The sequence below is a fragment of the Pseudomonas sp. Irchel s3b2 genome, from assembly GCF_900187445.1.
Classification (GTDB): Bacteria; Pseudomonadota; Gammaproteobacteria; order Pseudomonadales; family Pseudomonadaceae; genus Aquipseudomonas.
This window is the reverse complement of the sequence record NZ_FYEB01000012.1, coordinates 32112-52023: the sequence shown is the minus strand read 5'-3', so window position 1 is coordinate 52023 and position 19912 is coordinate 32112. Positions and strand designations below refer to the sequence as shown.

The following is a 19912-nucleotide window of genomic DNA, read 5'->3' as shown; positions in this document are numbered from 1 at the left end:
CGCGGCATACCGTCTGATTTACAGAGGACGGTTCAGATGTCTCTAAGGAAGGCGTATGCAGCAGTGCTGCAACTGCTTCGAACACGCCGTGGCCTTTCACAGCACGACATTGCTGGGACAGTGACGCAATCCCATATCAGCCAGCTTGAAGCTTTGAAGACCTCCGCGACGCTTGAGGTTAATCAGGAGCTCGCTTCGGCTCTGAATTTGAATCCCATATCCCTCCTAGCCCTGGTTCAATCTGCGCACGAACAGAGATCGCCGCGAGAAATCTTGCAAACGGCGCTGTTGGAGCTCGATGGCATAGCGTTATTGGACGAACAGCTCCCCACGAAACCCCAAAAAATTCGCTCGCGGCAGATCGATGGGGCGGAGAAAAAATGGAAGGCCGTTCAAGAGTTAAAAGCAAAAGGCCATTCCCAAGCAGAGATAATGAGGATGCTAGAGATTCCGAGATCAACTGTGGGGCGGTATTGGTATAGAGAATGAGACGGGCGCCGTCTCAACGTTCACTACCTTGCCAATTTGATTACGCCAATGTTCATTGTTGAATATAGAGAAGTGTATGTGGACGTGAAGTGAGATCCCCCCAAAATTACAGGTATGCTTTTCAGTAATGAAAAACCGCCCCTAGCTGTTGCGAGCCCTAGTAATTTTTGGGGTAACGCAAGATTTCCATCGACGGGATAGTGTCGTGCATAGTCTTGCTCCTAGCTGGCACCCAATCGATTCTTGAGATCCCGAGCTATGCTTTTTCTCGAGAAATGGCCCTCGCCGACTTTGTTGCCAAAAATGCAGCAGTCAACAACTGTTCCGCTAACCATTTCGCTTCGCTGCTGGTGAACCTCCAACGAACCCAACCAAAACTCAAATAAATATACTGTCCTTCTAGCCCGATTTTCAGATCATAGTAGGGCTCTTCACCGTCTTCAAACTCCACTGCAGGATCAGGATCCAATAGGGTTCCGACAACGAGGAAGTTTCTCCCTGTTCTCAAAATCTGGAGCAAATCTGATTTTTCTGGTGATCCAAACGACTCATTGCGCTGAAGGAGAGTGCTCCAAAATTCAAGATGCATTTGAGATTTTGACTTATCTGACACACTTCCATTATGGCTACAGGAGTTGGTGATCGCTTCAGTTAAACCCAATCCCACATTATAGGCTTGAAGAGCTGTAAAGCTGGCATTGAAGTCGTGCAGCCGTAACCGCACGAGCTGGGACGCTGTGAGTTTGACAGTCGTACGAAAATACTCATCGGTTCCTGGGAACATGAAAGTTTCGGAAGATTTAAAGGTAATGCGGGATTTCCTACGTTTTTTATCACTCATAGATTTCTCGGAAAATTGGCCTATGAATGCTTAAACGGATCGGTTTCGAAAAAACTTTAGCGGATTTCAGAATATTTTTTGAGCGGGTCTGTTTGAGGGATAAAGCGAACCTGACCAGGTATTCCCGCGAATATGTTTTGCTTGGTGAGCAAAACCGATGGTTGCAAACAGCAGCCAAGAATCTAATCAAAAATAAAAGGTCTCCTGCGGATCCCGAGATCGTGGAGCTCGCTAGGCTGTGCATGATGGAATCGAAAAAGGCTGATGACCCAAGGGTTTGGCGTCGTGGCGCCCGGTGATATATACGCTCACGCTCATTCGGGCGCGGGATCATCTGGGCGCCCAAGCAATAGGAGGACTTGAGCTTTTACGTAGTCAGCTTGTTGGCAAAGAATTGGTGAAACATCCGAAAGGTAAACTAGGGAACACTGTGGCTGCCGAGGCTGTTAAGGCTCTCAAGCCGGCTGGGTTCAGTCAGGCTGAAGCAGCGGACGGGCTGTCTGGCGAAGTCGACTGTTCATAGGTACTGGCATACCTGATGGCCAAAATCTCGGCCAGCATCGTGCCAAAGGCTAAAGATCACTGTAGTAATTGAGGAGTGACCGCGACGAGTTCTCGTTTGGTCTGGCGACCTGGCAAGTGGATTCTGCTGTCAGTCCGGTGATTCAATTTCACTCTATTTAACGAACGCCAGCCTAGCAATTGGGCTGGCAGATCGTGGAGAGCGCCTAGCGGCGGGTTTTCAGATTTGTAGGACTTTTCAATTTTCGCGGATATAGATATCGGCCATGGCCATGCTGAGGGATTGCTGAGTATCAAGCGTCACATTCCGTCGAGTAGCGGCGCACGCCTACGACTTAATCTTTCAAACATTGCCCCAACCTGTTTAAAAATCATCGTAACGAAAGCTTGAGCATGTGGGGGTTAGCCGAGATCTCCCCCTCCCACAGGTAGAGTAACTCCTGTTATGTAGGAGGCTTCATCAGAGGCCAAGAAGAGAATTGCGCCAACTTGCTCTTTGATGCTGCCATAGCGCTTCATCAAACTGCTATCGAGAGTTTGGTCGACTATCTGCTGATACCAGATCTTTTCCTGGTCGCTTTGCTCGTCGCTGTTACGTGGGATACGTCTTGGAGGAGCCTCAGTACCGCCGGGCGCGGTGGCATTGACTCGAACACCGCGCCCAGCTGTCTCGAAGGCAAGACATGCGGTGAGCGCATTAACTCCACCTTTGGCAGCGCCATAGGGGACACGATTGACCCCGCGAGTAGCGATGGAAGAAACGTTCACGATTGAACCTGAGCCGCTTTCAAGCATGTACGGCAAAGCGGCGTGGCAGCACCACAACGTTGGGAATAGTGAACGACGCACCTCCGCCTCGATCTGATCCACCTCATAATGCTCGAAAGGTTTGGCCCAGATAGTTCCACCAACGTTGTTGATAAGAACGTCCAGTCGACCGAAGTTTTCAACCGCAGCTGCCATGACTTGAGCGCAGTGAACACTCCGCTCAAGATCAGCAGTGAGGGTCAGAATACCTAATCCAGCAAGCTCATGGACAAGCTCGGAACGATCCACTGCCACAACTTGCGCGCCTTCGGCATTAAGCTGCAAACACACTTCACGACCAATGCCTTGCGCAGCACCAGTGACCAAGGCCACCTTGTTTTGAAATCTATTATTCATGTCTGTCCCTTCTCCAGCTTACGACGTAAGCATGGGAAAAAGTTGCGTCGAAGACGCCGTACGCGCTCGGAACAAAAGAAGCTACGAGCGCACCTACGATGCGGATAGCCCAGTAAACGTCAGGCCGCCGCAGCAAACTTTTCGTAATAGAAATTGGCAGGTGTGATGCCTTGGTCACGAATGTAATTACTCACGGCTTCGACCATCGGTGGGGGCCCGCACAGATACACATCCACATCGCCGTCATTGAGATGGCAAGCTTCAACGTGCTGTGTCACGTATCCCTTATGAAGGTATTGGCTGTCCGGGTTGGCCACGCACGCACTGTAGGTGAAGTTGGGAATGAGCTCAGCCAAAACCTTCAGGCGATCGAGCTCAACCAAGTCGAAGTCGTTGGTGACGCCGTAAATAAGGTGCAATGGATGCTCGCTCCCTTGTTCAGCGATTTTTTCCAGCATCGCGGTAAACGGTGCCAAACCGGTGCCACCGGCGAGCAGTAAGAGCGGGCGCTCAATAGGCCGTAAGTAAAAGCTACCCAAAGGCCCCGCCAGACTCATGCTGTCGCCGACTTTCGCCACGTTTGTAAGGAAGTTACTCATCATTCCTCCAGGCACGTTGCGGATAAGGAAGCTTACCTCCCCGTCCTTCTGCAGTGAGCTAAAGGAATATGCGCGGCTCTGATCGCTCCCAGGAATCTTAAGGTTTACATACTGGCCGGGTAGGAATGCCAGACCAGTCAATGCGTCCCCTTTGATCGACAAGGCAATGGCGCTTGCAGAAAGTTGCTGCACGTCACTGATAGCGCCGTCAAAAGTCGTCTGTCCGGTTTTACAAAGCTGTGAGGACGTCGGGATGCGCACAACGCAGTCGCTCTCGACACGCATTTGGCAGGTCAGGACAAAACCTTCGGCAATTTCATCCTCGCTCAAAGCGTCTTCAATGAAGTTGTCCCCTAGGGCATAGCGACCCGACTCCGCTTTGCATTTACAAGTGCCGCAGGCGCCATCGCGGCAGTCTAATGGGATATTAATACCTTGGCGGTAGGCAGCGTCGGCAACAGTTTCATGGCCGTCAGCCTCGATGAAACGGGTCACTCCGTCTTCGAAATTCAATGCGATCTGGAAGCTCATGTTGCACCTCATAGGCGAGTCACGACGCAGTGCGCGATCGGCGCACCGGACAGCTCGCGACACGGTCAGATGTGATAGATGTCGATGACCTGGCGTACGTAATCGTTCTTAAGCACTACCTTTTTGGCCGTAATGAGAGGCTGCTCGCCACGCACATCAAGGGTGTAAAAACTGGTACCGAAGTAACTGTCGGTTGTCTTGTAACGAAAGCTTAGGGTGTGCCAGTTGAAGCGCACTTGGCAGAAGCCTTCGGTTTGCTCAACGATTTCGATATTGCTGATGTTGTGTGAGGTGCGGGTATCCGGAATGGTGGCGCTAGAGCGTTCGGTCTTGATACGAAAAACCCGATCTTCCAATCCGCCACGGTTGCCGTACCAGATCAACGAGATTTCGCTCTGCGGGTTTTCAGTAAGGCGATCATCATCATCCCAGCAAGGCATCCAAAAGCTCGCATCGGCAGCGTACAGCTCCAACCACTCATCCCACTGCATATCGTCCAGATAGCGCGCTTCGCGGTAGAGGAAGTCCCGCACTGTTTCATAAAGGCTCATTGCACGGCCTCCACGGGGATCAGTTGTTGTTCCTCTTCAAGTGCCTTCAGCATGGTTTCCTGCCAGTACTTGTGCTGCAGCACGAACAGGCCTTCATCCTCGGTGCGCACGCCCGACAGAAGCGCATTCAGCTCTATCTCGCGAGCAGCCTCATCTGGGCCCTCTACCCAATGGGTTGCGCCACGTGACATGTCATTCCAGCCTACGCCTCCGCCATAACCTGCCTGACAGGAACGGAACTCCTCAAGGTCGTCCGGGGTAGCCATACCACTGACGTTGAAAAAATCCTCGTACTGGCGAATACGCTTGGCTCGAGCGTCTGCGCTCTCACCCTTCGGCGCGATGCAGTAGATAGTGATCTCGGTCTTATTGACCGAGATTGGCCGGGCAATACGGATCTGCGAGCTGAACTGATCCATGAGGTACACATTGGGATACAGACACAGATTGCGTGAGTTCTCGATCATCCAGTCGGCGCGAGCCTGACCGAAATCTTCGGCAAGCTGGTCGCGACGCTCGTAGGCGGGACGGTCTTCAGGGTTGGCCCAACGAGTCCACAGCAGCAGATGACCGTGATCGAAGGAGTAGAAGCCACCGCCCTGTTTTGCCCAGGCGCCGGCGCTCATGGTTTTAATCTCATCACCCGACTCACGCTGTTTGCGCTGATTCTGGGTAGCGGCATAATTCCAGTGCACGGAGCTGACGTGGTAGCCGTCTGCGCCGTTTTCGGCGGTTAGCTTCCAGTTGCCTTCGTAGATGTAAGAGCTAGCGCCGCGCAGTACTTCCAAGCCGTCAGGTGACTGGTCAACGATCATATCGATGATTTTTGCGGACTCGCCCAAATGCTCAACCAGAGGTTTGACATCCGACTTGAGGCTACCGAATAGAAAGCCACGGTACGACTCGAAGCGGGCGATCGTTGTTAGATCGTGAGATCCGTCGCAATTGAAGCTATCGGGGTAGCCGGCGTTACTCGGATCTTTGACCTTGAGCAGCTTGCCGGAATTGTTGAAAGTCCAACCGTGAAATGGGCACGTGTAGCTGGAGCGGTTACCACGCTTGTGACGGCACAGCATAGCCCCTCGATGACTGCACGCATTGAGGAAGGCATTCAAATCCCCGTCCTTGTTGCGCGCGATGAAAACCGGCTGGCGCCCCATGGTTAGGGTGAGGTAATCGTTGATTTCGGGAACTTGGCTCTCGTGAGCCAGATAGATCCAGTTGCCCTCGAAGATGTGTTTCATCTCCAATTCGAACAGACGAGGATCTGTGAACATCTCGCGCTTACAGCGATAGATGCCTTTTTCCCGATCATCTTCGAGCAACGCGTTGAGGTAATTGAATCCTAGGGACATGGCCAGGGCCTCCATTGTTATTGTTCAGGCCAGGTCAAATTAAGGAAGTGGAGAGAATCGGAATATCCGATTCGTGCAGAGTGATATCCACTTTGTGCAGAGGTTGCGAAGGGAGGAGAGATGGCTATGGATGGCCCCGACTACTCCCGAGAGGAAACACGAAACGCGCATGAAAGATTGAGCTGGAGCATCGACTGCAGAGCCGAACGATGAGGCTAAGAGTCCCGTAGCAAGGACGATTTTCAAGGGTTCGACCGATTAAAGAAACTGTCCCGCCAACTGCGACAACTCCGAATGACTTGGGGCACAACACTGTAAGCGCATGGGGAGCCAGAACGCGGAAGACGCATGCTACGACCATAACCACTCCCCTTTCGTAACTGATGCGTGCTTGTCTCAAGCAGTAGGCGATGATTTCTTACTACGGTTTCATCGAAACTATCAAAGGGCGCCTCCTCATCTGCGCTCGCAAACAGATCCGTCATCAGCATGATCTAAATCCGAAAAACCATGCGCACCCACCTCTCCAGCGGCTGTGTTGGGTGCTCGCAAGTGTCTTGATAATCACATCTGGTTCAGCACAGAAAATGAGGCCCAAGCATCGGGGTTTCCGAAGGTAGGAAATTGTTTTGATGAGGTTGAATCGTTGCTGTGGTGTTGGTACTGCGAGGTGAGCCTGAAGCTGGTGCGGATCTTATTTGAGGAAAGGATCTGACTATTGTCCATTTTGCTTTGAAAAAAATGGACATTTACGAAGTCTGTAACTCATTGATTTTTCGATGAGTCTTTGTCCATTTTTTTGGGTTGTCACGGGTGTAAAGGTCGTTGTTGTTGGGGATCTGGCTTTCGTGCGCCAGGTACAGCCAGTTGCCTTCAAAGATGTGTTCCATCTCGAGGTCGAACAGCCGCGGATCGGTGAACATCTCGCGCTTGCAGCGATAGATGCCCTGCTCAGGGTCTTCTTCAAGCAGGGAGTGAAGGTATTCAGGTCGCAGGGTCATGGCCGCCGCCTCCATTGTTTTTATTCAGGCAGGGCCATGCTAGGACGAGGGGATGGGGCGGACTATCCGCGGGGTGCAGACCTGTATCCATTTTGTGCAACGAGCGGTCGGTGGTTGATGATCGTTCCCACGCTCCCGCGTGGGAATGCCTCAACGGACGCTCTGCGTTCGGCTCTGGAAGGGACGCGGAGCGTCCCGGGCTGCATTCCCACGCAGAGCGTGGGAATGATCAAACGATGGGCGGCGTTTGCGAGGTCAGTGGCGGCGTTTGAGGGTGTCCGATGGCAATTCGCCGAACTGCTTGCGATAGCTGTCGGAGAACCGCCCCAGGTGCAGAAAACCGTAATCCATGGCCACTTCCGTCACATTGCGCACGATGCAGGTCGGGTCGCTCAGGCTGGCATGAATCCGTTCGAGTTTTTTCTGCCGAATGTAGTTTTTCGGCGTGTCCCCCGCGTTGCGTTCGAACAACCCATACAGCGAACGCAAGCTCATCCGCGCCTGGCGCGCCAGTTCTTCGCTGTCGATGTCCTGCTTGAGGTTACACGCGATGTAATCGACCAGTGCCTCGAACGTGGCCGAGGGTGAGCCGGGATCGGTACGCATGACGTTGGTTTTCATCAGACCGAGCATCTTGCTGACCACAATTTGCGCATAGTGCTCCTGCACCCGGGGAATCGGTTCGGCGGCTTCCGCCTCCTGGCAAATCATCGCCAGCAGCCCGACGAAACCTTCCAGCTCATTGAGCTGATAACGGTTCTCCAGAAACCGTATGCCCTGCCCCGGATACCGCCAGCGCTGCTCCTCGCACACTGACTCAAACAACCGGGTGGGGACTTTCAGGATGAATTTTTCGCAATCGTCGGAGTACGTCAGGTCCACCGGATCGTCGGGGTTGATCAGCAGCAATTCGCCGGGGGCGAAGTAATGTTCCTGGCCATGACCGCGCCACAGGCAGTTGCCGCGCAGCAACACTTGCAAGTGATAGATGCTGTCCAGCGCATGGGACATAACCCGCACGCTGGCGCCGTAACTGATGCGGCACAGGTCGAGGCTGGCGAATTTACGATGATCGAGGCTGGCCAGCGGTCGGCCGGACCTGGGCATCTGGAGGCAATGATTGCCGACGTGCTGATTGACGTAGCCTGATACCGCGTAAGGGTCCGCGTGGTCGAAGACTCTGCTGCGATGACTCAACAATTGCGCTTGCATCATCGGTTCACTCTCATTGTTGTTATAGGGTGCGTCGGGCCATTCTAGAGCAGTACTCGCATCGATTTGTCAGTTGACCGACCTGTGGGAGCGAGCCTGCTCGCTAAAGGGCTATCAGCTTCAACATCAACGTTGACTGATACTCCGCTTTCGCGAGCAGGCTCGCTCCCACAAAGGTTCGGCTGGTCGAGGGTATCAGTCCTCGAGCGCGCGAACCCGTTCGTGGCGTTGCTGCTCCTCAGGCTGGGCAGACGACTGCAGCGTGAAGTCAAAATCGATTTCGGCAAAACGACCGCTCACGCCATGGGCCGCCGCACGCTGCGGATCATCGCTGAAAGTGATTTTGGCAATCAGCTCATCACGGGTGGCATAGGCGAAATCGTCATGCAGGTACTGATCGCCGTCGAGGTTGATCTGGGTGGTCAGGTGACGATGATCCGCCGCCGAAATGAAGAAGTGGATGTGCGCCGGCCGCTGACCATGACGGCCCAGTTGATCGAGCAATTGCTGGGTCGGACCGTCCGGCGGGCAGCCGTAGCCCGACGGCACGATGCTGCGAAAACGGTAACGGCCCTCAGCATCGGTGACTATACGACGACGGAGGTTGAATTCCGATTGAGTGGTATCGAAGTACGAATAAGTGCCGCCGGTGTTAGCGTGCCAGACATCCACCACCGCGCCGGCCAGCGGCTCGCCGGCGGTGTTGCGCACCTGGCCTTGCATGAACAGCACGACGCCCGGATCGACGCCATCGTCCAGCCGCGCTTCGCCATCCGATAGCGGCGCACCCGCCACGTACAACGGGCCTTCGATGGTCCGCGGTGTGCCGCCGGCCTTGCCTGCCTGCTCGTCTTCGGCATCCATCAGCAGGTCGAGGTAATGCTCCAGACCGAGCCCGGCCACCACCAACCCGGCCTCTTGACGCGCACCCAGCACGTTGAGGTAGTTGACGGCTTTCCAGAACTCTTCCGGGGTCACGGCCAAGTCTTCGATGATGTTCACTGAATCGCGCAGGATGCGGTAAATCAGCGCTTTGACCCGCGGATCGCCGGCTTCGTTATGCAGACCGCTGGCGTCTTCGAGAAACTTCTGGGCACTGGCAGTGTGGGAAATCTTGACGTTCATTTTGGTGGGTTCCTCATCTTGTAATTATTAGCGTAGCGAACTGAACAGGCTGGGTTCAGCGGTCATCCTCGCGAATGGAAGAAGGATGCCGGCACATCGCGGTGACTTCGATCGCCATGTACGGGTACAGCGGCAATTGCATCAGCAGGTCATGCAGTTCCTGAACGCTGTCGACATCGAACACGCTGTAATTGGCATAGAGCCCGGCGATGCGCCACAGATGACGCCACTTGCCTTGCTCTTGCAGACGCTGGGCCAGGGCTTTTTCGTCGGCCTTGAGCTGAGCGGCGCGTTCCGGGTTCATGTCGACCGGTAAATTCACAGTCATTTTTACGTGAAACAGCATGATGCCCTCCTCAGGCTTGATGAACGGCAGTGGTTGTCTTGTCTCGACGGAAAAACGCCAGGCGCTCTTCATCCAGAGTCATGCCCAACCCCGGTGTTTGCGGGACGTGCAGTTGGAAATCGCGGTAGACCAACGGCTCGCAGAGGATGTCTTCGGTGAGCAGCAGCGGGCCGAACAACTCGGTGTCCCAGCCCAGTGTGTTCAGCGTGACGAAGGCATGGGCCGAGGCCAGCGTGCCGATACCGCCTTCGAGCATGGTGCCGCCGTACAGGCCGATACCGGCCGCCTCGGCAATCGCGGCGGTTCGCAGCACGGCGCGTGGGCCGCCATTCTTGGCAATTTTCAGGGCGAATACCGAAGCTGCGCCCTCCCGCGCCAGGTTGAAGGCATCCTCGACGCATTCGATGGATTCATCGGCCATGATCGGCGCCGGGCTCACGGTATTCAGGCGCACCATGCCGGCGCGGTTATTGCGCGAGATCGGTTGTTCGATCAGGTCAATGCCGTTGGTTCCGAGGATACGGCAGGCGCGCAACGCGACCGCTTCGTCCCAGGCCTGATTGACATCGACCCGCACGCTGGCGCGATCACCCAAGGCCTTTTTGATCGCAATGACGTGGGCCAGGTCGCGGTTGACCTCGCCTGCGCCGATTTTCAGCTTGAAGATCCGATGGCGACGCAGGTCGAGCATTTTTTCCGCTTCGGCGATGTCCTTGGCGGTGTCGCCGCTGGCCAGGGTCCAGGCCACCGGCAGCGCATCGCGAACCCGGCCGCCCAGCAGTTCGCTGACTGGCAGGCCGAGACGCTTGCCCTGGGCGTCGAGCAAGGCGCTTTCGATACCCGATTTGGCGAAGGTATTGCCCCTAATGCTGCGCTCCAGGCGCAACATCGCGGCATTCACATTGCCGCTGTCCTGGCCAAGCAGCAATGGCGCGAAGTGTTTGTCGATGTTGGTCTTGATGCTGTCCGGGCTTTCATTGCCGTAGGCCAGACCGCCAATGGTGGTCGATTCACCCACACCTTCAATGCCGTCGGCACAGCGCACACGAATGATCACCAAGGTTTGGTTCTGCATGGTGTGCATCGCCAGTTTGTGCGGGCGGATGGTCGGCAGATCGACGATGATCGTCTCGATCGATTCAATGGCAGTTGCACGCATGTCGATACCCGTCAGGTTCTTAAAGTTCTGGAACGGATTCTGGTACGGCTTTTTTCGGGAAGCCAATATAGAATTGGTCTGGCTCGATACCTTAAAGGTATTTAACAGATCAACGTTCGGAGGCCTCATGGAACTGCGTCACCTGCGGTATTTTCAGGTGCTGGCTCAAACCCTCAACTTCACCCGCGCCGCCGAACTGTTGCACATCGCCCAACCACCGCTGAGCCGGCAGATTCAGCAGCTGGAAGACGAACTCGGGGTGCTTCTGCTGGAGCGCGGCCGACCGCTGAAGTTGACCGACGCCGGGCGATTTTTCCATGAACATTCCACCGCCCTGCTCGAACAGTTGAGTAAGGTGTGCGACAACACACGGCGGATTGGTTTGGGCGAAAAGACCTGGCTGGGCATCGGCTTTGCGCCATCGACCCTCTATGGCGTGCTGCCGGAACTGATTCGCCGATTGCGCAGCGGTGAGCCGCTGGCGCTTGAATTGGGGCTCTCGGAAATGACCACGTTGCAACAGGTGCAGGCGCTCAAGGCCGGGCGCATCGATATTGGTTTCGGGCGAATTCGCATCGACGACCCGGCCATTCTTCAGACCGTGCTGACCGAAGATCGGCTGGTCGCCGCCCTGCCCGCCGGCCATCCATTACTGGCCGGGCCGATCAGCCTTCGTGAACTGGCAAAAGAACCCTTCGTGCTCTACCCCGGCAACCCGCGTCCCAGTTACGCCGACCACGTAATCGCGCTATTCGAATCCTATGGCGTACACATCAACGTGGCGCAATGGACCAACGAGCTGCAAACAGCAATCGGTCTGGTGGGGGCGGGAATCGGGGTGACGTTGGTGCCGGCCTCAGTGCAATTGCTGCACCGCGACGACATTGGCTTCACCCCGGTGCTGGAAGACAACGCGACCTCGCCGATCATCCTCAGCAGGCGCGTGGGCGATGTATCGCCGGGGTTGAATCATTGTTTGCGGATGATCGATGAACTGCTGCCCCGCGAAGGTTCATAAATCAGGCCATGACCCCGGCAAACGCTCGGCGCCCGGCGCGCATTTCAGTGCGAAGTTCGCCGATCAGGTTGGAAATATCGCGGACACTGGTCAGTTCGTCAGGCGATACACCGGTTATCAACAGCTCAATCCGCCCGGTGGTGCCATTGAAGACTTTGATCCGCAACGTTTCATCGCGATTCACGGTGCATTCGCAGGACAGCGGTTTGAAACCGGACTCGACAATTTGGCAAAGCTGCGCAAGTGGAACCATGGCGGACGCCCTCGTGGACGGTTTTCCGATTGGATCCACTCAGCGTAGATCAACTTCAATAAACCCGCGCCAGCGAACGCTAACAATTAGTGTTAGCTACTTCTCACTTTGAACAGTTAATCGCCCGACATCGATCAGTGGGTATCTGCGCCCCACAACCAGTTCCAGATCCCTGGCAACTCAACCGCCTCTGAACTGTCACGTACAGTACGCGCCATGGCCGCCCGCTGCAGGGCTGCCGTGTCGTCGTAAAACGCTTTCTGCGCCGTGACCAGACCGGTGGCGCTGGCACTGTCGAGCAGGATTTGCAGGTATTCGCGGGTATGTCGGGCGGTATAGCGATTAAGGTCGTGAAAGGTCACCACCACCGGAATCACCCCATCCACCGTCGGCAATTCACCGAGGGCGATGCGCTCGCGGACTTCGGACAGTTGCAACAGCAGATTGGCCCGTCGCCGAGGGCTGGCGTTGAAGCCCCAGATCTTGCCGTCATTGGCGCTCAGGTCAGTCAGCAGTACGTGCATGCCATGCTGTTGATAGGCCGCAAAGGTGCGCTTGTCGTAATTCCAGAATGGCGGACGCACCAGGGTCGGCAAGGCTTTGCTGATCGCGGCGATGTCTGCGCTGCCATCAGTGAGCGACTGCTCCAGTTCTTCCGGGTCCAGTGAGCGATGGTTGGTGTGCCGGCGCGTGGCGGTGTGGAAACCCAACAGGTGACCTTCGGCGTGTTCGCGACGCATGATTTGTCGACCCGCTTCACTGCCGCCAGCGCGTGAGTCACGGGTCTGCACGAAGAATACGGCTTTAATGTCGGGTTGCAGCGGATTACGCGCGAGGCTATCGAGTACGGTGACGGTCGGGTTGTAAAAACCGGACGCGCTGGGCCCGTCGTCGAAGGTCAGCAGAAAGCGGATCGGCGCTTGTGTGCGCAGACCCTGTTGCGTCTGCGGCGTCATTTCAATGGGCGCGGCAATGCAGCCAAACAAGCCGACTGCGATGGCGAACGCGGAGAGAACCTTGACCAGCTGCTTCATGTTTTGCCTTGGACCAGACCTTGCGGTCATCACGTTTAATGGCAAAAACCCCTCGCCCATTCATCCCTCGACCGGCCTGCAGATCGCTGCAAGCCGAGGTTGGATAAGGGTACACAGTGTTTGGTTCCAGCGCCCGCTCCCGGACTCGCGTTATGCCTTCGATTTTCGGTTATTGCGCCAGCGACTGCTGGAACGAGCTATCGATAATCGGTGCCGTCGCCAGGGCAGCCGGCAATGCCTTGACCTTGAACAGGAAGTCCGCGGTGCTTTGCAGATCCGCAGCGGCCTGTTGATCCACCGGACCGACAGTCATGTGCGCCTGGCGCAGCCAATGACGCGACACGTTCTGGTCCAGGTTGGCCTTTTTCGCCCAGAGATCGGCGTACTCATCGGTGTGGGTGTCGACCCAGGCCCGGGCCTTTTTCAGGCGCACCAGGAAGTCGGCAATGGCTTCGCGTTTGCTGTCGATCGAAGGCGTCGAAGCGGCGATGGCGCTTAAGCCGGGCATCAGGTTCTTGGCGGTGAGAATCGGCCGGGCACCGGAGAACAGAATTTGCTGGGAAATGTAGGGTTCCCAGACCGGAAACGCATCGATGCTGCCTTGGGGTAACGCGGCGGCGGCGTCAATCGGCATCAGTTTGATGAAGTCGACGTAGTTATCCGGCAAATCGGCTTGCTCCAAGGCGCGCAGGGTCAGCTGCTGACTCCAGGCACCGGGCCAGTACGCGACTTTCTTGCCCTTGAGATCGGCAATGGTTTTGACCGGCGAGTCCTTGGGCACCAGCAAGGCGATGGTGTCCGGGTTCTGCCGCGACACGCCGATCAGCTTCACTGGCGCCTGTTTGGCGGCCAGAAACAGAAAACCTGAATCGCCGAGAAAACCCAGGTCCAATGCGCCGGTGTTCAGCGCTTCGGCCAATGGCGCAGCGGCCTGAAAGTGCTTCCAGTCGACGGTGTAGGGCGCTCCTTGCAGCACACCCGACGCCTCCACCGAGGCGCGAATGTTGTAGTAGTTCTGATCGCCGACGTGCAATACCACGGGGTCGGCGCCGTAGCTCAAAGGCGCGGCAAACAGGGCGCTGGCCAACAGACCGCGCAGGTATCGGGAGAGGTTCATCAGGGGCTCCTGGAAGGTCATTTTTATAGACCATAACGCTCTTACAGGAGTGAAATTAAATTCTATTTATGCATAAGCTCATGACCGGGAACAGTGAGTGTTTACCCAGCAACAGTGCGTCAACAGACTGCATTTCCCGGTACATTTCTCTGTCTGCAGCGACACATTGTCTTACCTGTGGGAGGGTGATTGCATTTTAGGTATTGGGAATTAAAAAGGTTCTTCACGGAATCCCGGGAAAGACGCTCTTGATCTTCATGAAAAAGAATTCGCTGTCCCGGTAACCGTGAAGAACCATTAAAAAGCCCCGCCATCGATAGCGGGGCCTTTTGGTATGTACAAGACGATCAGGGTTTCAGCGGGCGCTCCTGGTCGCGATCCGACAGCTCTTTACCGTCGTCGGGATGCTTCCAGTCCGGCGTCGAACGCCTCTGCTGCTCGAGCTCTTCCTCAGTCGGTTCATCGATGTCCTCATCCGGGTCCGGACGCTTTGGTTCAGTGGCCATGTCCACCTCCCTTCCTCAAAGGATCAGCCATCTATCAAGCATAGAACAGTTCGGATGGGACGACTCACAGCCACCACCGCAGCAAAAAGAAGAACCCCATGCTCAATAACATGCTGAGCAAGGTGTTGCGGGTGTAAAGCACCAGGCCCACGGCCACCAGCGAACTGATCAGGTAGGGGTTGTCCCACTGTAGGTTCAACTGTTTGTCCGGCATGAACACAATCGGCCCGCAGATCGCGGTGAGCATGCCCGGCACCGCGAAACCGAGGAACTGTCGGGCATTGCTGCTCAAGCGCACCGGCAGTCGAGGCTCGAGAAATACGTAGCGGTTCAGGAATACCAGCAGGCCCATCCCGATAATCACAGCCCAGACCATCATGTGCGCCCCACATAGAGTTTGTTGCAGATAAAGCCTGCGGTCATGCCCGCTAACCCCGACAACACCAGCGCCGAGCCCCATTGCCAATAGCTGAACAGCACCGAACAGAACAGCGAGACCGCCACGCAGACCACCGTCGGAACGTTGCGCACCACCGGGGTGATCAAGGCGATAAAAGTCGCCGCGATGGAGAAGTCCAGCCCCAGGTGTTCAAGGCCCGGAATGCTGCTGCCCAACACAATGCCCGCCAGGGTGAAGAGGTTCCACGCGATATAAAACGTCAGTCCCACACCCAGGGCGTACCAACGATTGAACTGTTGTTTGTCATGTTGACTGGTCAGGGCGAACAGCTCGTCGGTGAGCAAAAAGCCCAGCCCCACACGCCAGCGGCCCGGCAACGGGGAAATCACCGAACGCATGCTCATCCCGTAAAGCAGATGCTGGGAGGTCAGCAACAATGTGGTCAACAGAATCGAAAAGACCCCGGCACCGCCCTTGAGCATGCCGATGGCGACCAATTGAGCCGCGCCGGCAAACACGATACTCGACAACCCCTGGCCTTGCAGCGGTGTGAGATTGGCCTCAATGGCCATGGAGCCGGCCAGCAATCCCCAAGGCGCGGTCGCCAGGGACAACGGCATGATGGCCGCGGCACCGCGAAGGAATGCACTGCGCGGCATGAGTGAGTTGGACATAACGCTCTACAACCAGGGAGAAGACCCCAGACTGTGCCAGCAGTCGCGATGGATGGCTTGAACAATCTTGCGCACTTGCCCGCAACCGCTGCTGATTTTCGAGATTGACAAACATCGCGCCGACTTTTAAAACTGAGCACCTCATTCAGGGTGTAAGCAACCATGTCCGCAACCTTCAACCTCAATACTGTCGTCATTGGCTTGAATGCCAAGGCGCAAGGTTGCGTTGCGCACGCCCTTAAATCGAAGAAACAGTCGCTCATGTGACCGGGGCGCGCTGTCCCGTCAGATGAGCTGACAGGACATTGAGCGCGGCGGACACTCCCTCCTTCTTGCTGACTTCCTTCTACGCTTCTGACGGTGACGATATCGGTCAACCTTCAGGAGAAAGTGCATGTCATCGTTTCAAGGTATCTGGGTTCCCATCGTTACGCCGTTTCACCATGGCGCGATCGACTTCGATGGGTTGCGGCGGCTGGTCAATCATCTGCTGGAAAAAGGCGTCGATGGCATTGTGGTCTGCGGCACCACCGGGGAAGCCGCGGCGCTGGGCAAACAGGAGCAACTGGCGGTGCTCGATGCGGTGCTGGAGCAGGTAGCGCCAGAACGCGTGGTCATGGGCCTGGCCGGCAACAACCTCGCCGAGCTGCTGCAATTACAGAGCGAGATTCTGAAACGTCCTCTGGCGGGTTTGCTGGTTCCACCGCCGTACTACATCCGCCCTTCCCAGGCCGGCCTGGAAGCCTTTTTCAAGACCGTCGCCGATGCTTCCAGCGTCCCGGTCATTCTCTACGACATTCCCTATCGCACCGGCATAGCCTTCGAGCAGGCGACCTTGCTCCGGATCGTCGCCCATGAGCGGATCGTCGCGATCAAGGACTGCGGCGGCAATCCCACCACCACTCTTGCGTTGCTCTCCAGCGGCAAAGTCGACGTGCTGTGCGGTGAAGACAATCAGATTTTCAGCGCCCTGTGCCTGGGCGCCAAAGGCGCGATTGCCGCCTCGGCCCATGTTCATCCCGAGCTGTTCGTGACGCTGTATCAACAGATCCGCGACAACCGGTTAGCGGCCGGTCGAACGACCTTCTTCCAGTTGCTGCCACTGATTCACAGCCTGTTCATCGAACCCAATCCCGCCCCGGTGAAAACCGCCCTGGCCTTGGAAGGGTTGATCCATGACGAGCTGCGCGCGCCGATGCAATGCAGCAGCGAAGCCACGGCGATGCGTTTGAAAGGAGTACTGGCCCTGCTTGAAAACAGCAATCGATAGAGCACAAGTACCCAGCCCGAGTACCATGGAGTGATTCACATAACGCGTCAGGGAATCGACATGCTTTACCGAATCGCTGCCGACGGGCTGGTGCTGTCTCACTTGCTGTTCATTCTGTTCGTGCTGTTCGGCGGGCTGCTGGTGCTCAAATGGCACCACCTGGTCTGGTGGCACCTGCCCGCCGCTGCGTGGGGCGTGATCGTGGAAGTTTTCCACCTGACGTGCCCCCTGACCGATTGGGAAAACCTCATGCGCCAAGCGGCCGGGCAAACCGGTTACGGCGGCGGTTTTATCGAACATTACGTGTGGCCGATTATCTATCCGGCCGGGCTCACCCCCACGATTCAGCTGGGGTTGGGCAGCGTGGTGCTGGCGATCAACGTGCTGATCTATCTGCGGCTGATCCGCTTATGGAAGCTGCGGCACCCGACCCGCTCAGGGCAGTAGCCGGTCTGGTTGAATTCAGTTGGCGATGACGCTCATGTTCCGGCCACTGGCCTTGGCCACGTACAGCGCCTTGTCCGCTGCACCGATCAAATCTTCGGGCTGGCTCTGCGATGTCTGGTTGTAAGCACAAACCCCCAGACTGACCGTGACGATGCCTTCGGGGCTGCCGCTATGCTTGATGTCCATTTGTTGAACCGCGCGCCGGATCTTTTCCGCCACCAGAAACGCCCCCACATAATCGGTGCCGGGCAGCACCACCGTAAACTCCTCGCCACCGAAACGGGCAGCAAGATCGCCGGGGCGCTGGATGTTGTCGGTGATGATGGTGCTGAGCTTGCGCAAACACTCATCGCCCGCCAGATGTCCGTAGTGATCATTGAAACTTTTGAAATGATCGACATCGATCATCAGCAACGCAAGGCTGGTATGGGTACGCCTGGCACGGCCCATTTCCGCCAGGATGAACAAATCGAATTGACGCCGGTTGGAAAGCCCGGTCAGGGCATCCTCCAGAGCCAGCAATTTAAGGCTGTGATTGACCTCAATGAGCTTTTCCTGAGCCTCCAGCAATTCGTTCTGAATATGATTCTGCTGCTTCATGACGCGAATCAGGCGATAGCCGAGAACGCCCAGAAACCCCAGCAGCAATGAGACGATGCCCGCACTGAGTATTGACTCCTGCCGCCAGCCAGCCAGGACTTCATCCTTGTCGAGCGCGGCAAAGACGATAAGCGGATAACCCTGGACCCGCCGAAACCCCGCGACCCGCTCCACCCCATCCACGTAGGACTTGACCGTTGCCGTACCGGAATCGCCTTTGGGCAACAGTTGGGTGAACAGCGGCCCACTGGCGACGCTGGTGCCAACATCGGCTTCGTTAAACGGGCGGCGAACGACGATGCTGGCGTCGTCGGCGATCAGGTTGATCACCCCGTTTTTACCCATGTCGATGCTGTTGTACAGGTCCAGGAAATGATTGAGGTAGATCGAAGCCACCACCACCCCGGCAAACCGGCCATCGGCGTGATTGATCCGGCGTGACACGGTCATGATCCACTCACCGGTCGAGCGACTTTTTATCGACGGACCGATATGAGGACCGCGGTCGGGATGATCACGGTGGTAGATGAAATACTCACGGTCGGAATTATTGGCATTGGACGGCACGATGTTAATGGCATTGGCGAGCCAACGTCCTTCTTCGTCGAAAACGAACAGGCCGTGGATCTGTGCCAGCTCATTGCGCTGGGCTTGGAGCAAACGTTGTAATCTGGGAAATTTCGCCGGCTCCATACCGTCGTTTTCGAGGCGATCCACCAACGCAAACAGCAATGTGTCGGCCTGTTTGATCGAGGCCTGCGTCTGCGAGGCCAGGGTTTGCGCCAGGTTGGACATCTCCACTTCGCTGCCGCGCAAATGATACTGACGCGCGTTCCAGACTTCGCCGATCACAATGGCCGTCATGGACAGGCACACCGCAATGAGCAGGAAGACGGCGTATCGAACCTTGAGCCTGGACTCAACCTGCTCAGGCACCCAAGGCGTGGCGAGCCGGGGACTTTCACTACGGTCTTTGACGAACGGATGCCCCATGACGCTCCCTTAATCCCTTATGACATGGCGAATTTTCCCGTTCGCCCTTTTAGCGCCAGCCAGCCGTGCCTGGTGCTCAACTCATTACAACCCGACAACGATACGATAGGTGATTTGCACGAAAACGCTTATTGAATCACGCCTGTCTGTTACAGAGGTATCTGTTTCACCGCCTCAAGCCAGGCCGGATTCAATTGCGTCTGTTCGGTCTCGATGCCCAGCATTTCCATCCGCGCCTTGTGCTGGTCCATCTCACGGGTCAGTTGGCTATGGTCGCTGGAGTTGCCGTCCAACTGGTGCATCTGGCTCAGTCCCAAGTGATAAAAACGCAGCAGCTTCATGGCGCTCGGATCGCTCTTCTCCACTGCCGCCGTCACCTGGTGCATGACGTTAGTGATACTCATCAGGCTACGCTTGAGCTGCCAACCGTAGACCGCTGGCGCCATCCATTCCTGGGTCCAGAACTTGCCGCGCATCAGCGCCGCTACCAGCAATAACGCGGCAAACACGCCACCCACGTTGAAACGCAGATTGTCACCGCCGGGCTCACCGAACAGCGCCACCGCCGCCGTGGACAGCACCATCGCCAGCACCAGGAACATCAGGGCGATGATCACCGTGCTGCGCCGCGTCTGGCGTCGATAGGTTTCGGCATTCATCGGCTGTATTTCGAACATCGCGGCAGGCTTCCTTGGGTGTGAAAAC

21 protein-coding genes and 1 pseudogene are annotated in these 19912 nt (G+C 56.3%); 4 read left to right on the top strand and 18 right to left on the bottom strand.

What is annotated here, in order from left to right; genetic code table 11:
- Positions 1–63: 63 nt before the first annotated feature.
- Positions 64–489 carry a helix-turn-helix domain-containing protein gene (locus tag CKW20_RS21790; protein ID WP_371857443.1) on the top strand — a complete coding sequence of 142 codons (426 nt, stop codon included), beginning with the start codon at positions 64–66 and terminating at the stop codon, positions 487–489.
- Between the two features lie 256 nt (positions 490–745).
- Here the strand turns inward: CKW20_RS21790 and CKW20_RS21785 are convergent, their stop codons facing one another.
- The 10 genes and pseudogenes from CKW20_RS21785 to CKW20_RS21735 all read right to left on the bottom strand — a co-directional run bounded on the left by CKW20_RS21785 (position 746) and on the right by CKW20_RS21735 (position 10895).
- Positions 746–1330 carry a hypothetical protein gene (locus CKW20_RS21785; protein ID WP_095054718.1) on the bottom strand — a complete coding sequence of 195 codons (585 nt, stop codon included), beginning with the start codon at positions 1328–1330 and terminating at the stop codon, positions 746–748.
- Between the two features lie 924 nt (positions 1331–2254).
- A complete protein-coding gene (locus tag CKW20_RS21775; protein ID WP_095054717.1) occupies positions 2255–3016 on the bottom strand; it encodes a 1,6-dihydroxycyclohexa-2,4-diene-1-carboxylate dehydrogenase in 762 nt (253 codons plus the stop codon).
- A 119-nt stretch (positions 3017–3135) separates the two neighbouring features.
- Positions 3136–4146: a benzoate 1,2-dioxygenase electron transfer component BenC gene (gene benC / locus CKW20_RS21770; RefSeq protein WP_095054716.1), complete on the bottom strand. Its 1011-nt coding sequence runs from the start codon at positions 4144–4146 to the stop codon at positions 3136–3138.
- A 65-nt stretch (positions 4147–4211) separates the two neighbouring features.
- A complete protein-coding gene (gene benB, locus CKW20_RS21765) occupies positions 4212–4697 on the bottom strand; it encodes a benzoate 1,2-dioxygenase small subunit (protein ID WP_095054715.1) in 486 nt (161 codons plus the stop codon).
- The gene (gene benA / locus CKW20_RS21760; protein WP_095054818.1) at positions 4694–6052 is read right to left on the bottom strand and encodes a benzoate 1,2-dioxygenase large subunit; all 1359 of its coding nucleotides are present in this window, start codon (positions 6050–6052) and stop codon (positions 4694–4696) included. The genes benB and benA overlap by 4 nt, the downstream gene beginning before the upstream one ends.
- 812 nt (positions 6053–6864) lie before the next feature.
- Positions 6865–7053: pseudogene (locus CKW20_RS21755) on the bottom strand (benzoate 1,2-dioxygenase large subunit); the annotation flags it as partial.
- 255 nt (positions 7054–7308) lie between these two features.
- Positions 7309–8268: an AraC family transcriptional regulator gene (locus CKW20_RS21750; RefSeq protein ID WP_095054714.1), complete on the bottom strand. Its 960-nt coding sequence runs from the start codon at positions 8266–8268 to the stop codon at positions 7309–7311.
- Between the two features lie 192 nt (positions 8269–8460).
- The gene (gene catA / locus CKW20_RS21745; protein ID WP_095054713.1) at positions 8461–9390 is read right to left on the bottom strand and encodes a catechol 1,2-dioxygenase; all 930 of its coding nucleotides are present in this window, start codon (positions 9388–9390) and stop codon (positions 8461–8463) included.
- 55 nt (positions 9391–9445) lie between these two features.
- On the bottom strand, positions 9446–9736 hold the full coding sequence (gene catC / locus CKW20_RS21740; RefSeq protein WP_007895545.1) for a muconolactone Delta-isomerase: 291 nt from the start codon (positions 9734–9736) through the stop codon (positions 9446–9448).
- Positions 9737–9746: 10 nt separating this feature from the next.
- On the bottom strand, positions 9747–10895 hold the full coding sequence (locus tag CKW20_RS21735) for a muconate cycloisomerase family protein (protein WP_176466941.1): 1149 nt from the start codon (positions 10893–10895) through the stop codon (positions 9747–9749).
- 127 nt (positions 10896–11022) lie between these two features.
- On the opposite strand from CKW20_RS21735, the gene CKW20_RS21730 reads away from it, so the two are divergent.
- Complete coding sequence (locus CKW20_RS21730; RefSeq protein WP_095054711.1) at positions 11023–11913, top strand: LysR family transcriptional regulator; 891 nt, start codon at positions 11023–11025, stop codon at positions 11911–11913.
- A 1-nt stretch (position 11914) separates the two neighbouring features.
- Here CKW20_RS21730 and CKW20_RS21725 read toward each other — a convergent pair whose 3' ends face one another.
- From CKW20_RS21725 to CKW20_RS21705, 6 genes are all read right to left on the bottom strand, one after another.
- Positions 11915–12166, bottom strand: coding sequence for a DUF1652 domain-containing protein (locus CKW20_RS21725; protein ID WP_030130610.1), 252 nt, complete (start codon positions 12164–12166; stop codon positions 11915–11917).
- A gap of 134 nt (positions 12167–12300) precedes the next feature.
- Entirely contained in the window at positions 12301–13200 is a 900-nt protein-coding gene (locus CKW20_RS21720) for a polysaccharide deacetylase family protein (protein WP_095054710.1), read from the bottom strand.
- A 169-nt stretch (positions 13201–13369) separates the two neighbouring features.
- The gene (locus CKW20_RS21715; RefSeq protein ID WP_095054709.1) at positions 13370–14317 is read right to left on the bottom strand and encodes an ABC transporter substrate-binding protein; all 948 of its coding nucleotides are present in this window, start codon (positions 14315–14317) and stop codon (positions 13370–13372) included.
- A gap of 347 nt (positions 14318–14664) precedes the next feature.
- Positions 14665–14823, bottom strand: coding sequence for a hypothetical protein (locus tag CKW20_RS29635; RefSeq protein WP_007895518.1), 159 nt, complete (start codon positions 14821–14823; stop codon positions 14665–14667).
- Between the two features lie 64 nt (positions 14824–14887).
- Complete coding sequence (locus tag CKW20_RS21710; RefSeq protein WP_162830927.1) at positions 14888–15199, bottom strand: AzlD domain-containing protein; 312 nt, start codon at positions 15197–15199, stop codon at positions 14888–14890.
- Positions 15199–15897: an AzlC family ABC transporter permease gene (locus CKW20_RS21705; RefSeq protein WP_032830637.1), complete on the bottom strand. Its 699-nt coding sequence runs from the start codon at positions 15895–15897 to the stop codon at positions 15199–15201. Before CKW20_RS21705 ends, CKW20_RS21710 begins: the two co-directional genes overlap by 1 nt.
- Positions 15898–16291: 394 nt before the next feature.
- Between CKW20_RS21705 and dapA the strand changes: the two genes are divergently transcribed.
- Together dapA and CKW20_RS21695 are read left to right on the top strand one after the other, a co-directional pair.
- The gene (gene dapA / locus CKW20_RS21700) at positions 16292–17167 is read left to right on the top strand and encodes a 4-hydroxy-tetrahydrodipicolinate synthase (protein WP_095054708.1); all 876 of its coding nucleotides are present in this window, start codon (positions 16292–16294) and stop codon (positions 17165–17167) included.
- A gap of 60 nt (positions 17168–17227) precedes the next feature.
- The gene (locus CKW20_RS21695; protein ID WP_095054707.1) at positions 17228–17614 is read left to right on the top strand and encodes a DUF2784 domain-containing protein; all 387 of its coding nucleotides are present in this window, start codon (positions 17228–17230) and stop codon (positions 17612–17614) included.
- Between the two features lie 15 nt (positions 17615–17629).
- Here CKW20_RS21695 and CKW20_RS21690 read toward each other — a convergent pair whose 3' ends face one another.
- Both CKW20_RS21690 and CKW20_RS21685 read right to left on the bottom strand, forming a co-directional pair.
- Complete coding sequence (locus CKW20_RS21690) at positions 17630–19207, bottom strand: sensor domain-containing diguanylate cyclase (protein WP_095054706.1); 1578 nt, start codon at positions 19205–19207, stop codon at positions 17630–17632.
- A 149-nt stretch (positions 19208–19356) separates the two neighbouring features.
- The gene (locus CKW20_RS21685; RefSeq protein ID WP_095054705.1) at positions 19357–19884 is read right to left on the bottom strand and encodes a DUF3087 family protein; all 528 of its coding nucleotides are present in this window, start codon (positions 19882–19884) and stop codon (positions 19357–19359) included.
- Positions 19885–19912 lie beyond the last annotated feature (28 nt).

What these genes read in the sequence shown, in the direction of transcription:
- catC (WP_007895545.1), bottom strand. Translation starts at nt 9,736, where the DNA reads ATGCTGTTTCACGTAAAAATGACTGTGAATTTACCGGTCGACATGAAC.
- CKW20_RS21685 (WP_095054705.1), bottom strand. Translation starts at nt 19,884, where the DNA reads ATGTTCGAAATACAGCCGATGAATGCCGAAACCTATCGACGCCAGACG.
- CKW20_RS21725 (WP_030130610.1), bottom strand. Translation starts at nt 12,166, where the DNA reads ATGGTTCCACTTGCGCAGCTTTGCCAAATTGTCGAGTCCGGTTTCAAA.
- CKW20_RS21720 (WP_095054710.1), bottom strand. Translation starts at nt 13,200, where the DNA reads ATGAAGCAGCTGGTCAAGGTTCTCTCCGCGTTCGCCATCGCAGTCGGC.
- CKW20_RS21735 (WP_176466941.1), bottom strand. Translation starts at nt 10,895, where the DNA reads ATGCGTGCAACTGCCATTGAATCGATCGAGACGATCATCGTCGATCTG.
- CKW20_RS21690 (WP_095054706.1), bottom strand. Translation starts at nt 19,207, where the DNA reads ATGGGGCATCCGTTCGTCAAAGACCGTAGTGAAAGTCCCCGGCTCGCC.
- benB (WP_095054715.1), bottom strand. Translation starts at nt 4,697, where the DNA reads ATGAGCCTTTATGAAACAGTGCGGGACTTCCTCTACCGCGAAGCGCGC.
- CKW20_RS21750 (WP_095054714.1), bottom strand. Translation starts at nt 8,268, where the DNA reads ATGATGCAAGCGCAATTGTTGAGTCATCGCAGCAGAGTCTTCGACCAC.
- CKW20_RS21730 (WP_095054711.1), top strand. Translation starts at nt 11,023, where the DNA reads ATGGAACTGCGTCACCTGCGGTATTTTCAGGTGCTGGCTCAAACCCTC.
- CKW20_RS21710 (WP_162830927.1), bottom strand. Translation starts at nt 15,199, where the DNA reads ATGGTCTGGGCTGTGATTATCGGGATGGGCCTGCTGGTATTCCTGAAC.
- catA (WP_095054713.1), bottom strand. Translation starts at nt 9,390, where the DNA reads ATGAACGTCAAGATTTCCCACACTGCCAGTGCCCAGAAGTTTCTCGAA.
- CKW20_RS21715 (WP_095054709.1), bottom strand. Translation starts at nt 14,317, where the DNA reads ATGAACCTCTCCCGATACCTGCGCGGTCTGTTGGCCAGCGCCCTGTTT.
- dapA (WP_095054708.1), top strand. Translation starts at nt 16,292, where the DNA reads ATGTCATCGTTTCAAGGTATCTGGGTTCCCATCGTTACGCCGTTTCAC.
- benC (WP_095054716.1), bottom strand. Translation starts at nt 4,146, where the DNA reads ATGAGCTTCCAGATCGCATTGAATTTCGAAGACGGAGTGACCCGTTTC.
- CKW20_RS21695 (WP_095054707.1), top strand. Translation starts at nt 17,228, where the DNA reads ATGCTTTACCGAATCGCTGCCGACGGGCTGGTGCTGTCTCACTTGCTG.
- CKW20_RS21705 (WP_032830637.1), bottom strand. Translation starts at nt 15,897, where the DNA reads ATGTCCAACTCACTCATGCCGCGCAGTGCATTCCTTCGCGGTGCCGCG.
- CKW20_RS29635 (WP_007895518.1), bottom strand. Translation starts at nt 14,823, where the DNA reads ATGGCCACTGAACCAAAGCGTCCGGACCCGGATGAGGACATCGATGAA.
- benA (WP_095054818.1), bottom strand. Translation starts at nt 6,052, where the DNA reads ATGTCCCTAGGATTCAATTACCTCAACGCGTTGCTCGAAGATGATCGG.
- CKW20_RS21785 (WP_095054718.1), bottom strand. Translation starts at nt 1,330, where the DNA reads ATGAGTGATAAAAAACGTAGGAAATCCCGCATTACCTTTAAATCTTCC.
- CKW20_RS21775 (WP_095054717.1), bottom strand. Translation starts at nt 3,016, where the DNA reads ATGAATAATAGATTTCAAAACAAGGTGGCCTTGGTCACTGGTGCTGCG.